10 protein-coding genes and 1 pseudogene are annotated in these 12,460 nt (G+C 61.4%); 4 read left to right on the plus strand and 7 right to left on the minus strand.

Annotated elements, in window-relative coordinates; genetic code table 11:
* Positions 1–186 precede the first annotated feature (186 nt).
* The 3 genes and pseudogenes from BM317_RS31380 to BM317_RS11420 form a co-directional block, all read right to left on the minus strand.
* Positions 187–299: pseudogene (locus tag BM317_RS31380) on the minus strand (nucleoid-structuring protein H-NS); the annotation flags it as partial.
* A 203-nt stretch (positions 300–502) separates the two neighbouring features.
* A complete protein-coding gene (locus BM317_RS11415) occupies positions 503–1,171 on the minus strand; it encodes a polysaccharide lyase family 7 protein (protein ID WP_092474342.1) in 669 nt (222 codons plus the stop codon).
* Between the two features lie 332 nt (positions 1,172–1,503).
* Positions 1,504–2,172: a polysaccharide lyase family 7 protein gene (locus tag BM317_RS11420; protein WP_060740254.1), complete on the minus strand. Its 669-nt coding sequence runs from the start codon at positions 2,170–2,172 to the stop codon at positions 1,504–1,506.
* Positions 2,173–2,493: 321 nt separating this feature from the next.
* Here BM317_RS11420 and BM317_RS11425 point away from each other — a divergent pair, with 321 nt between their 5' ends.
* From BM317_RS11425 to BM317_RS11435, 3 genes are read left to right on the plus strand one after another with little or no spacing between them, the layout of a single operon-like run.
* Positions 2,494–4,617: a putative bifunctional diguanylate cyclase/phosphodiesterase gene (locus tag BM317_RS11425; RefSeq protein WP_092175172.1), complete on the plus strand. Its 2,124-nt coding sequence runs from the start codon at positions 2,494–2,496 to the stop codon at positions 4,615–4,617.
* A gap of 42 nt (positions 4,618–4,659) precedes the next feature.
* Positions 4,660–5,163, plus strand: a complete 504-nt coding sequence (locus tag BM317_RS11430) for a M48 metallopeptidase family protein (protein WP_092474344.1) — start codon at positions 4,660–4,662, stop codon at positions 5,161–5,163.
* Positions 5,164–5,167: 4 nt separating this feature from the next.
* Positions 5,168–5,464, plus strand: a complete 297-nt coding sequence (locus tag BM317_RS11435) for a winged helix-turn-helix domain-containing protein (protein ID WP_092175162.1) — start codon at positions 5,168–5,170, stop codon at positions 5,462–5,464.
* A gap of 105 nt (positions 5,465–5,569) precedes the next feature.
* Here the strand turns inward: BM317_RS11435 and BM317_RS11440 are convergent, their stop codons facing one another.
* Positions 5,570–6,022, minus strand: a complete 453-nt coding sequence (locus tag BM317_RS11440) for a GNAT family N-acetyltransferase (protein ID WP_092175159.1) — start codon at positions 6,020–6,022, stop codon at positions 5,570–5,572.
* 261 nt (positions 6,023–6,283) lie between these two features.
* Here BM317_RS11440 and BM317_RS11445 point away from each other — a divergent pair, with 261 nt between their 5' ends.
* The gene (locus BM317_RS11445) at positions 6,284–7,021 is read left to right on the plus strand and encodes a substrate-binding periplasmic protein (protein WP_092175155.1); all 738 of its coding nucleotides are present in this window, start codon (positions 6,284–6,286) and stop codon (positions 7,019–7,021) included.
* A gap of 128 nt (positions 7,022–7,149) precedes the next feature.
* On the opposite strand, the gene yccS is transcribed toward BM317_RS11445, so the two are convergent.
* From yccS to dbpA, 3 genes are all read right to left on the minus strand, one after another.
* Positions 7,150–9,333 (minus strand): YccS family putative transporter, encoded by a 2,184-nt coding sequence (yccS, locus tag BM317_RS11450; protein WP_092474346.1) that lies wholly within the window; start codon positions 9,331–9,333, stop codon positions 7,150–7,152.
* 219 nt (positions 9,334–9,552) lie between these two features.
* Positions 9,553–10,731: a BaiN/RdsA family NAD(P)/FAD-dependent oxidoreductase gene (locus tag BM317_RS11455; protein WP_092474348.1), complete on the minus strand. Its 1,179-nt coding sequence runs from the start codon at positions 10,729–10,731 to the stop codon at positions 9,553–9,555.
* 143 nt (positions 10,732–10,874) lie between these two features.
* Entirely contained in the window at positions 10,875–12,212 is a 1,338-nt protein-coding gene (gene dbpA, locus BM317_RS11460; RefSeq protein ID WP_237140825.1) for an ATP-dependent RNA helicase DbpA, read from the minus strand.
* Positions 12,213–12,460 lie beyond the last annotated feature (248 nt).

The raw sequence follows: 12,460 nt of genomic DNA on the forward strand, positions 1-12,460 counted from the left end.
CAGCCCAGCGGGGATAAATCCCCTCGCCACAAAGGGGGAGTTCCTACGAGATTTTCAGAAGGCCGGGGGAACGATCAAAATCTCCGACACCCCACAAATCCTAGTCGGCTGTCAGGCCGCCATCGCGAGCAAGCTCGCTCCCACAATTGGATCGGAGTACGACCGTGAGAGCCAGGCCGGCTGGCAGGCCGCCTCGCGGTGGACGTTGATCTCGGCGCCCCGTTAACCACGCTGGCCGAACGCAGGCATTGTGGAGTGGGCATCCCGGCATGGATGCCGGGATAGCCGCGCTGGGCCATGGATGGCCCTTCGCGGCGGGCCCACGGAGCAATGCCGGAGTGAGGGCACACCAAGCCTAGGCGAGGTGCCGAGTGGTGGGGCATAAAGCGTTTTGGTTACTTTTGCGCTTCTCAAAAGTGACCCGCCGTAAGGGCGGAACCGTAAGCCGCCGTTACCGCAGCAACGGATATACACACGATATCTCTCTATCGAAAGCCCACAATCAAGTGTTGTGATCGATATCCAACTTGCTGAACGTCACCTTCCCACCCTCGCTGGTATAGCCACTGTTGTCCTGCACATACACGCCAGCCTTGAAGTACAACGGCTTGACCTTCCATTTGGAACTGATGGTGGTGTACCAACTACGACCCGCCGCAGTAATACCCAGGTCACCCGTACGATCGAGGTGGAGCCGGTAACTGAAGGACTGAGCCAGCTTCACGCCGGTGGCGACGGTGATAACCCGACCCTCATCGTCATCGGGGCGCATGCGGACCTTGGCAACGATGTCGCCAGTCTTGCCGTCATCCTTGTACTGGTACTCCAGTTTCACCATGGGTTTGCTGCTGTCCTTGGCATGAATCTGCCCGATCACGATCTTGCCACTGCTGGGCACCTGGTTGACCACCAGGGTCGCGCTCAATTTATTGTCGGCGTCAGGGTAGACCCAGTTGCGCAAGGTGCCGTCCTTGTAGGTTTCCCGTAATTCACTGCGCGGGTAGATCGCGTTTTCAGTCTTGGTGCCGGTGACAGGCGACCAGAAGTACACCGTGCTGCCTTCTGAGTTGAAGTACTTATCCTTGAACCCATTCACCAGTCGAGGCGTTTCGATGGTTTTTGGTGGGCTGCCTTCGGGAATGCTCAGGTTCCAGGTTGCAAGATCGACCATGTTCGGATCCTTTCTGAGAAGAAGAAATGATTTACGCCACAGCCGGAGGGCTCTAAGACGCGCTTTTGCTGAGGCCAAAAGGGGGCGCGAACGCGTATTTGGCACGTTCGTACGGCAGAGGGTTGGCGTCAACAGTCCGTCAGAGTTGCGTTTGCCGGTTTGGTGCCCGAGATAGACGACCGTTAGTCGGCTAGTAGGAATTTTTCGGGAACATGGCGATATGGCATCTGTCTATGGCGCCCTGTTGTAGGGCGTCAAGCAGCGGATAGGGGGTTTTTGTCGCACGAGCCAAGCAGCGTTCCCTGCCGCTATGGCGCTACTAGAGGGCGCAATCACAGGTTGTGATCGATATCCAGCATGCTGAAGGTCACTTTCCCGCCTTCGGTGACGTAGCCGGTGTTGTCTTGCACATATACGCCGGCCTTGAAGTACAGCGGCTTGTCGCTCCAGGTGTTGCTGATGTTGGTATTCCATTGGTACCCGGCGCCGTTGATGGTCAGGACGCCGGCGGGGCTGAGGTGAATCAGGTAGGAGAACGACTGGTTCAGCTTGATGCCCGTGGCGATGGTGATGACCTGGCCCGATTCGTCATCGGGGCGTATGCGGACCTTGGCGACGATGTTGCCGGTGGAGCTGTAGGTCTTGTACTGGTACTCCAGCTTCACCATGGGGCTGGTGCTGTCCTTGGCGTGGATCTGGCCGATCACGATCTTGCCGCTGCTGGGCACCTGGCTGACGGTCAGGGTCGCGGCCAGTTTGTTGTCCGCCGCCGAATACAGCCAGTTGCGCAATGTACCGTTGCTGTAGGTCTCCCGCAGTTCGCTGCGCGGGTAGATCGCGTTTTCCGTCTTGGCGCCGGTCACCGGTGCCCAGAAGAACAGGGTCCCGGTTTCGGAGTTGAAGTATTGGTCCTTGAACCCCTGTACCAGTAGCGGGGTTGAAATGGTTGCCGGTGGGCTGCCCTCGGGGATGCTCAAGTTCCAGGTGGCGAGATCGATCATGTCCGGATCCTACGTAACGAAGCGAAAAAAGTTGGAGCCCTGGCGCGGGCTCTAACTCGCGCGTTGTGGGCGTGTTGATCACGCAGGATGGGTGTTTTTCGACAGCCGCCCGGCGGATGATTGACGTCAATTGTTCGTCGCTGGTGTCTTTGCAGTTTTTGTGCCCGAGGTGGGTGACCGTTAGTCGGCTATTTCGAGCTTTGTCTGGGTGATGGCTTGATGACACCTACTGCTTTTCAAAATCCCGGTCTAGAGTGAGGGGACAGTATTTGTCCGCTTTGCTACGTAAAAACGGACGTGGCGCCCGATAAGAGAAGCAGCATGGAATGCGCGCAACCAACGCCCGGCGAAGACAGCTCTGTCCTTTTGATTGTTGATGATTACCCTGAAAACCTGCTCAGCATGAGGGCCTTGTTGCAGCGGCAGGATTGGCAGGTGATGACCGCGTCCTCGGGGGTCGAGGCGCTTACCCTGCTGCTCGAACACGACATCGACCTGGTGCTGCTGGATGTGCAGATGCCCGACATGGACGGTTTCGAAGTGGCGCGCCTGATGCGTGGCAGCCAGCGCACGCGACTCACGCCGATCATTTTCCTGACCGCCAACGAGCAATCCCAGGACGCGGTCATCAAGGGCTACGCCAGTGGCGCCGTGGATTACCTGTTCAAGCCCTTCGATCCGCAAATCCTCAAGCCCAAGGTCCAGGCATTGCTCGAGCACCAACGCAATCGCCGGGCCTTGCAGCGCCTGAGCCAGGATCTCGAGGCGGCCAGGGCCTTCAATGCCTCGGTGCTGGACAACGCCGCCGAAGGCATCCTCGTGGTGGATGAGAATGGGTGTATCCGCTTCGCCAACCCGTCGACCTGCCGTTTGCTCAATGCCACCGCCGACCAGTTGCAGGGGATGCCGTTCCTGGATTTCCTGCAGAAACCCCATATTCCCGAATGGGCCGATTCCGATATCCATAATGCCTATCGGCGTGGTGAAACCTGGCGGTTGCATGACGCGGTGCTGCGCACGGCACCCGGCCAGCAGGTGTCGGTGGCCTTGTCCTGCGCGCCGCTGCCCTCGGAGCAGAAGGCGATGGTGGTAACGCTGCAGGACATGTCCGTGGTTCGCCACTTGCACCAGCAGCTCGAATACCAGGCCGTCACGGACCCGCTGACCGGCTTGCTCAACCGCCGGGGCTTCTACCAGACCGCGGAAAACCTGTTGATGCGCAGCGAGCGGCTGGAAAGCAACTGGGTACTGCTGTACCTGGACCTCGATGGCTTCAAGCGGGTCAATGACTCGCTGGGGCATGACGCCGGAGACCGGGTCTTGCGCTGGGTGTCGGAGCAGTTGAAGGCGTGCCTGCGCCCCTTCGATATCCTGGCGCGGCTGGGCGGTGACGAGTTCACGGCCCTGCTGGACCTGGAGTTTCCCGAACAGGCGGCCAAGATTGCGGAGAAACTCATCGAGCGTGTCGCGATCTGCCAGCAGATCGAAGGCATGGACGTGGCGCTCGGCGCCAGCATCGGCATCGCGACGTACCCGGACTGTGGCGCCAACCTCGATGGCTTGCTGCGGGCCTCCGACATCGCCATGTACGAAGCCAAGCGTGCCGGTCGCCAGCAATACCGTTTCTACGACCATGAAATGAACGGTCGAGCCCGTTCACGGCTGATGCTGGAAGAGAGCGTGCGCTCGGCCATCGAAAACCGCGACTTCAATATGGTCTACCAGCCGCAGGTGAGCATCGTCGACGGGCGGATCCGTGGGTTCGAGGCGCTGTTGCGCTGGCAGCATCCGAGTGTCGGCGATGTGCCGCCGGGCCTGTTCCTGCCGTTGCTGGAAGAGGCGCGATTGATCAGTCGGCTGGGCAGTTGGATTTATCATCGCAGCGCGGCCCAGCGCAAAGTCTGGGAGCGTTTGTTCGCTGACGACCTGGTGTTGGGGGTAAGCCTGAGCAGCACTCAGTTCGGCATGCCGAACCTGGTGACCGAGTTGCGCCAGGTGCTGGAGCGCCACGCCTTGAAGCCTCGGCAGTTGGAGGTCGAGGTGACCGAGGATGCGCTGATGCGCAATCCCGATGAAACCCAAAAGCAATTGCGGTTGCTGCGTCAGCTCGGGGTGCGCGTGGCGTTGGATGACTTCGGGTCGGGCCCGTGTTCGCTGACGCATCTGCGCGACCTTGAACTCGATACTCTCAAGCTGGATCGACACTTGATCGCCCGTCTGCCAGGGTCGCCCCGGGACGCCGCGCTGGCCGCCTCGGTCATCGACCTGTGTACGCAGTTGGGCTTGCGGGTCATCGCCGAAGGGGTGGAGACCCGCGAGCAGTATCTGTGGCTGCATGCCCACGGCTGTGAGTTCGTGCAGGGGTTCCTGGTGGCGCGTCCGTTGATGGCCGAAGACACCGATGTCTTCGCCACGCCCTTCGACTGGAGCGCGGTGCAGGCCTGAATTCGCTACACTGGCGGCCTCTTGTGACTGTGTTGCCTGCCGATGACCGCGCCCAAATACCTCCAGGCCTACCCCGCCGCCTTGCAAGCCCAAGTGCAGCAATTGATCGCCCAGGATCGTCTGGGCGATTACCTGCAACAGCGCTACCCGGGCCGGCATCCGATCCAGAGCGACAAGGCCCTGTACGGCTATGCGCTGGACCTCAAGCAGCAATACCTGCGTAACGCGCCGGCCATCGACAAAGTGTTGTTCGACAGTCGCCTGGACCTGACCCACCGAGCCCTTGGCCTGCACACCGCGGTGTCGCGGGTGCAGGGCGGCAAGCTCAAGGCCAAGAAGGAAATCCGCATCGCGGCGCTGTTCAAGGACGCGGCGCCCGAGTTCCTGAAGATGATCGTGGTGCACGAGTTGGCCCACTTCAAGGAGTCGGACCACAACAAGGCCTTCTACCAACTCTGCGAACACATGCTGCCGGGTTATCACCAACTGGAATTCGACCTGCGGGTGTACCTGACCTGGCGTGACCTGCAATCTCACAAGGACTGACCGGATGGACGTGAGCAAGACCAAGACCAGTTTCTACCGTCGCCTGTACGTGGCTTACCTGATCGACAGCGGCCTGGCCAGCAACGTCCCGGCGCTCACTGAAGTCACCGGCATGCCGCGCCGCACCGCCCAGGACACGGTCGCGGCCCTGGCTGACCTGGATATCGTGTGTGAGTTCGAACAAGAGGAGGGCGCTCGCAACCACGCCGGGCGCTATCGGATTCGCGACTGGGGGGCAATTGACCGGGGGTGGATCGAGGCGAATCTGCCGCGGATCAAAGCAGTGTTGGAATACCCGTAGGCGCTGCGTAGGAGCTGTCGAGCGAAGCGAGGCTGCGATCTTGCCCCAGACAATTGAGTCCTGAGCGAAAGATCAAGATCAAAAGATCGCAGCCTTCGGCAGCTCCTACGGCCGATGCATGCCAATGTGTGGAATCCCATCCTCCAGGTATTCCACACCCACCGCTTCAAACCCGTACCGCCCGTAATACCCCTGCAAATGCGCCTGGGCCGACAATGAGATTGACGTTCCGGGCCAATGTTTCTCGGCCTGCTTGAGGCCTTGCTCCATCAGTGTGTGACCCAGCCCCTGCCCGCGGGCCTGGGGGGCGATGATCACGCGTCCGATCACTACGTCGCTGTTCTGCGAGTGCGGGTCGAGCAAGCGCAGGTAGGCCACCAGGTGGTTGTCGTGCCAGGCCATCAGGTGGCAGGTGTCGCCCTCCAGGTCCAGCCCGTCGACATCCGGGTAGGCGCAGTTCTGCTCGACGACGAACACGTCGGAGCGCAGTTTGAGGATGGCATACAGCTGTTCCTTGCTCAGGTCACTGTGATGTTTGCAGACCCACTCGATTTCCATTTTTTGAATTTCCTGAAGAACCTGCTGCCGATATTAAGCGTGGTTGGCTCGGAAGTCTCTTGCTCGCGCGACCGGAAAATCTGTGACAAAGACCAAAATGCCATCATTCCTTTGTCGCGGTGCTGTCGTCTTTGTGTAATCTTCGTGACAGCCCTGCGCAGCGGTTTCAATGAGCTAATGTTAGGACCGGGTGTCTGAGGATGCCTGTTGAGTTTCGGCTAAAAAGAAAACCGGGCTTTGAACCCGTCAAGGACGTTTGGCATGCCGCGATTGCATCGAGCTCTTGCATTGATCGGGTTGCTGTTGCTGAGCTACGAGGCTTGCGCGCAGAAGTTGCGCCTGGTCGCCGATGCCTGGCCGCCCTTTACCGACTCCACCTTGATCAATGGCGGCCTGGCGACCGATATCGTCAGTACCGCCCTGGCGCGGGCCGGCTACGCCACGGACTTCGAACAGGTGCCCTGGGCCCGAGCGATGCTGGGCATCGGCGAGGGCCGCTATGACGTGCTGATCAACGCCTGGTACAGCGAGGAGCGCACCCATATCGGCCGGTTCTCGGCCGAATACCTGATCAACCGCGTGCGCTTCATCAAGCGCAAGGACGAGGCGATCCAGTTCGACAGCCTGCAACAGCTGCGTGCCTATCCCATCGCTGTCGTGCGCGGTTATGCCTATTCCAAGGATTTCGATGAAGACCCGCAGATGCAGAAAATCCCGGTGCATAACTTCGCCATGGCGGTGCGCATGCTGGCTGCCGACCGCGTGAAGTTGACCCTGGAAGATGAGTTCGTCGCCCGCTATTACCTGGCCCGCGAATCGCCCAAGGTGCGCAGCGCCGTGGAGTTCCTGCCCAAACCCTTGAGCGAAAACAGCCTGCACATCCTGGTCAGCCTGAAGAACCCGGAGCATGAGCAGATCGTGGCCGGATTCGATCGGGAGATCGCGGCGATGAAGGCGGATGGGAGTTATGAGCGGTTATTGAAGGCGCATGGGATGTAAGGTGTCTGGGCTGGCCCCATCGCGAGCAAGCTCGCTCCCACAGGGGTATGTCGTCCATCCACAGGGGAGGCATTCCTAATGTGGGAGCGAGCTTGCTCGCGATGAGGCCCGCTTGGACACCACACCCCTCAAGCCTCGCCAGTGTCTTTGATCAAATGCGCCGCCAGCGTGCGCAACGGCCCCAACTGTCGACAGATCAACCCCAGTTGCGTCTGCACCAGGCGCTGTCCTTCGTCGATTTCATCGGGCATCTGCTCAAGCTCGCTGGCCAGGGCTTCCTCTTCGTCGCTCTGGATCGCGATCGGCTGTTTGCTCGCCAGGCCCTGGGCGATTTCGTCGATGCTCGCTGCCAGTTTCACCCCGGCACCGTCGATCAACTGTTCGCGCACTTCGGTCGGCAGTTCGGTGCCCCGGTGGGCGCCCAGGCCGGACAAGTAACTGAGCAGGGTGTGGGACAGCACCAGGAAGCGGAACCCCACATCGGCTTCCTTGCGGAAGTGCCCCGGCTCCATCAGCATGTTGGCCAGCGTGGTGGACAGCGCGGCATCGGCGTTGTGGGCGTTGCGTCGGGCCAGGCGGTAGGCCAGGTCGTCACTTTTGCCAGCGGCGTATTGCTGCATGATCTGGCGCAGGTAAATGCTGTTGCAGGTCAGCGTGTTGGCCAGCACTTTGTTCAGCCGCCGACCTTGCCAGTCGGGCAGGAACAGGAACACCGCCAGCCCGGCGATCAGGCTGCCGAGCAAGGTATCGAACAGCCGTGGCAGCAGCAGGCCATAGCCGTCGCCCACCTGATTGAAGCAGAACAGCACCATGATGGTGATCCCCGCCGTTGCCAGGGTGTAGCGGGTGGTGCGGTTGGTAAAGAACACCACCCCGGCGGCAATGGCGAAGCACGACTGCACCAGCGGATTGGGAAACAGGTCGAACAACGCCCAGGCCACCGTCAGGCCGATGGCGGTGCCGATGATCCGCTGGCCGAGCTTGCGCCGGGTCGCGCCGTAGTTGGGTTGGCACACGAACAGCGTGGTCAGGATGATCCAATAGCCCTGGGACGGGTGGATCATGTGCACCACGGCGTAGCCCACGCTCAGGGCGAGGGGCAGGCGCAGGGCATGGCGGAACAGCAGCGAGGTGGGTGTGAGTTGGGTGCGCAAGCGCAGCCAGACATCCTTGAGGCTGCGCGGCGAGCGGTCCAGCAGGCTGCTGTCGGTGGCGTCGGCCAGGGCGTCGGGGTTGCTCGCATCGCTGAGCAGGCGATCCAGGGTGCCCAGGTTCGCCGCCAGCGCCCGTAACGAACGCAGCAAGCCACGCCAGGCCGGGTTGCTCTGGATGCGCAGGTGCTCAAGGGACGCGTGCAGGTCGTTGAGGGCCTCGGCGAAGGTGTCGTCGTAGACGAACGGCTGGCGCAGTTGGATCGACTCGGCCAGCGCCTGGCAGGCCTTGCCTTGCTGGCGTAGCAGACGCTGGCAGCGGAACAGCACGTCGCTGTGGAAGAACGCTTCGGACAGGGCGTTGTAGGGGTAGTGGGAAGAGCTGGCGCGTTCGTGGATGTCCTGGGCCAGGAAGTACAGTTTCAGGTAGCGGCTGACCTTCGAGCCCGGCCGGCCGTTGCCCACGCGGTGCAGGATGATTTCCTTCGCGCTGTTGAGTGCGGCGACCACCCGGCCATTCTGCTGGGCCAGTTCCAGGCGGCGGGCTTCGATGTCGAGTTGGCGGATCGGCTCCAGGAGCGACGATTTGAGTTTGAGGTAGCGTCCCAACTCGCGGAACAGCCGCGCCAGGCTTTGCTGCACCGGTTGGTTGGAAAACAGCGCTTGCCACAGCACCGAGAGCAGGCCGTACCACGTGGCGCCCGCCACCAGCAGCAGCGGCTCATGCCAGAAATCGGTGACCGCGCCGCCGCGCTGGTCCACACCGATCATGGTGTAGACCGAAAGAATCAGGGTGGCCGAGGCAATCGCGCCATAGCGTTCACCCAGGGCTCCGAGCATGGTCAGGCCGAAGCTCGCCAGGGCCAGGGCGATGATGAACAGCACGGGATATGGGAACAACAACTCCACCGAAAACGCCGCGACGGTGAAACACACCAGGGTTACGGCCAGGGCGTTGAGGCGGCCCTGCCAACTGTCGTCGGTTTCGGCCAGGGCACTGGCGATGATGCCCAGGAAGAGGGGAATCAGCAGGGCCATTTCGTCGAGATACCAGCACAGCCCCATGCTGCCGGTCAGGGCGATGAAGACTCGCACGCTATAACTGAACTTATCCAACGCCCAAAGGCGACGCAAAGACTGGCTAAACGAGTTCGATGACATGAAGTGCACGGGCCTGACGGGCAATGACGCTAAATTGAGGCAGTAATGACGCCGACGCAATGGCGGCGATCACATCTGACAGCAAAAAGTGTTCCGGGAGCCGCCACCAGTCCCTGTGGGAGCGAGCTTGCTCGCGAATACGGTGTGTCAGCAGTCATCGAATTGACTGACTCACCGCATTCGCGAGCAAGCCCGCTCCCACATTTGATGTGTGCTACGTCATACGTACTGCGCGGCGGCGTAACCGGAAGCCCACGCCCATTGGAAGTTGAACCCGCCCAGGTGCCCGGTGACGTCCAGCACTTCGCCGATGAAATACAGGCCAGGGCTTTTCAACGATTCCATGGTCTTGGACGAAACCTCCCGGGTGTCGACGCCGCCCAGGGTGACTTCGGCGGTGCGGTAGCCTTCGGTGCCGGCGGGGACGACGTTCCAGCTCGCCAGTTTCTCGGCAATGTCCGCCAACTCCCCGTGGGTGTACTGCTTCATGGGTTTGGAGACGAACCAGGTGTCGGCCAGCAGGTTGGCCATCTTCTTGGTGAACAGCTCGCCCAACAGGGTCTTGAGTTCGCTGTTGGGGCGTTCGACCTGTTGCTGTTGCAGCCATTGCGGCACGTCGTGGTCGGGCAGCAGGTTGATCTGCACCGTGTCCCCTGGTTCCCAGAACGAGGAAATCTGCAGGATCGCTGGACCGCTCAGGCCGCGATGGGTGAACAGGATGTTCTCGCGAAAACTCTGGTCGTTGCAGCTCACCAGGCAATCCACCGAGGTGCCCGACAGCTCGGTGCACAGTGCCTTGAGCTGATCGGTGATGGTGAACGGCACCAGCCCGGCGCGGGTCGGCAGCAGCGCATGGCCAAACTGTTTCGCCACCTGATAACCGAAGCCGGTCGCCCCCAGGGTCGGGATCGACAGCCCGCCCGTGGCGATCACCAGGGATTGGCAGGTGAGGGCGCCGAGGGTGGTTTGCAGCAGATAGCCGCCGTCGGTTTTTTCGATCTGGGTGATCGACGTGTCGAGGTGCAGGTTGACGCCGGCCTGGTCGCATTCATCCAGCAGCAGGCCGAGGATGTCACTGGACTTGTTATCGCAGAACAACTGGCCGAGTTTTTTCTCGTGATAGGGCACGCCGTGCTTGGCCACCAACGCGATGAAATCCCACTGGGTGTAGCGGGCCAGGGCCGACTTGCAGAAGTGCGGGTTCTGCGACAGGAAGTTGCCCGGCTCGGTGTACATGTTGGTGAAATTGCAGCGTCCACCGCCCGACATGAGGATTTTCTTGCCGGCCTTGTTGGCGTGGTCCAGCAGCATCACCTGCCGCCCGCGCGCGGCCGCGGTCAGCGCACACATCAACCCTGCGGCGCCAGCGCCAATGATCACGACTTCGGTAGAGCGCAAAGCGGTGTCCTCTCAGCTTTCTTACGATCGTTCCCACGCTCTGCGTGGGAATGCATCCTGTGACGCTCTGCGTCACGCTTGACAGAAAGGGGCGCAGAGCGTCCCGGGCGGCATTCCCACGCAGAGCGTGGGAACGATCATCGTCAGAGGATCCGCACCCGCAACGAGCGGCCCTTGATCTTGCCATCGTTCAGGCGTTGCAGCGCCTGTTTGGCGATGCCGCGTTCCACGGCCACATAGGCCTGGAAATCGAAGATCGCGATCTTGCCGACCTGGGCGCCGGGAATGCCGGCTTCGCCGGTCAAGGCGCCGAGGATGTCGCCGGGGCGGACCTTGTCTTTACGCCCGGCGCCGATGCACAGGGTGCTCATGGCCGGCAGCAGCGGGCCGCCGCCCTGGGGCTTGAGGTTGTCCAGTTGGTCCCAGCTCAGGGGCGATTTCTGCAGTTGCTCGATGGCCTGGGCGCGGTGGGCTTCGGACGGCGCCACCAGGCTGATGGCGATGCCTTTTTCACCGGCGCGACCGGTGCGGCCGACACGGTGGATGTGAATTTCCGAGTCCCGGGCCAGTTCGACGTTGATCACCATGTCCAGGGCATCGATGTCCAGGCCGCGGGCCGCCACGTCAGTCGCCACCAGCACCGAGGTGCTGCGGTTGGCGAACATCGCCAGCACCTGGTCGCGGTCGCGCTGTTCCAGGTCGCCGTGCAGGCCAACGGCAGAAATGCCCTTGGCGCTCAGGTGGTCGACGGTTTCCTGGACCTGCTGCTTGGTGAAGCAGAACGCCACGCAGGAGGCCGGACGGAAATGCGCCAACACCTTGACCACCGCGTCCATGCGCTCCTCGGGGGAGATTTCGTAGAAACGTTGTTCGATCTGCGCGTCGGAGTGAAATGCCTCGGCCTTCACTTGCTGCGGATTACGCATGAACTTGGACGACAGTTGCTTGATGCCCACCGGGTAGGTGGCGGAGAACAGCAGCGTCTGGCGGCGCTCCGGGGTCTGCTGGATGATGTCTTCGATGGCGTCGTAGAAGCCCATGTCGAGCATGCGGTCGGCTTCGTCGAGGATCAGCGTATTGAGCCCATCGAGCACCAGCGAACCCTTGCGCAGGTGCTGCTGGATACGCCCTGGCGTGCCGACGATGATGTGGGCGCCGTGTTCGAGGGAAGCGATCTGCGGGCCGAAGGACACGCCGCCGCACAGGGTCAGGACCTTGATGTTGTCTTCGGCGCGGGCCAGGCGACGGATTTCCTTGGCGACCTGGTCAGCCAGCTCGCGGGTCGGGCACATCACCAGTGCCTGGCAGCCGAAGAAACGTGGGTTGATCGGGTTCAGCAGGCCGATGCCGAAGGCGGCGGTCTTGCCGCTGCCGGTCTTGGCTTGGGCGATCAGGTCCATGCCCTTGAGGATCACCGGCAAGCTTTGCGCCTGGATCGGCGTCATCTGGGCATAACCGAGTGATTCGAGGTTAGCCAGCATGGCGGCGGACAGCGGCAAAGTATTAAAAGCGGTGGCAATGGTGGTCACGGGACTGGCCTGCAAAACAAAATGTCGCGCAGTGTAGCAGCCTCGTGCCACTTTCTTCGAAAGTTCTGGACGAGCGTGGTTTTCTCAGGACGATCACAACGGTGCTGATTGTTTGTGGCAGGGGACTTATCGTGGCGAGGGGATTTATCCCCGTTGGGCTGCGAAGCAGCTCCCAATCTGTCAGCTCGGTGAGCCAGGCT

Origin of the sequence: Pseudomonas sp. NFACC24-1 (assembly GCF_900115235.1) — a bacterium.
GTDB classification, from domain to species: domain Bacteria; phylum Pseudomonadota; class Gammaproteobacteria; order Pseudomonadales; family Pseudomonadaceae; genus Aquipseudomonas; species Aquipseudomonas fluorescens_AA.

Excerpts from the sequence above, each read along its gene's own strand:
- BM317_RS11415 (WP_092474342.1), bottom strand. The coding sequence starts at position 1,171 with ATGGTCGATCTTGCAACCTGGAACCTGAGCATTCCCGAAGGCAGCCCA.
- BM317_RS11420 (WP_060740254.1), bottom strand. The coding sequence starts at position 2,172 with ATGATCGATCTCGCCACCTGGAACTTGAGCATCCCCGAGGGCAGCCCA.
- BM317_RS11425 (WP_092175172.1), top strand. The coding sequence starts at position 2,494 with ATGGAATGCGCGCAACCAACGCCCGGCGAAGACAGCTCTGTCCTTTTG.
- BM317_RS11430 (WP_092474344.1), top strand. The coding sequence starts at position 4,660 with ATGACCGCGCCCAAATACCTCCAGGCCTACCCCGCCGCCTTGCAAGCC.
- BM317_RS11435 (WP_092175162.1), top strand. The coding sequence starts at position 5,168 with ATGGACGTGAGCAAGACCAAGACCAGTTTCTACCGTCGCCTGTACGTG.
- BM317_RS11440 (WP_092175159.1), bottom strand. The coding sequence starts at position 6,022 with ATGGAAATCGAGTGGGTCTGCAAACATCACAGTGACCTGAGCAAGGAA.
- BM317_RS11445 (WP_092175155.1), top strand. The coding sequence starts at position 6,284 with ATGCCGCGATTGCATCGAGCTCTTGCATTGATCGGGTTGCTGTTGCTG.
- yccS (WP_092474346.1), bottom strand. The coding sequence starts at position 9,333 with ATGTCATCGAACTCGTTTAGCCAGTCTTTGCGTCGCCTTTGGGCGTTG.
- dbpA (WP_237140825.1), bottom strand. The coding sequence starts at position 12,212 with ATGCTGGCTAACCTCGAATCACTCGGTTATGCCCAGATGACGCCGATC.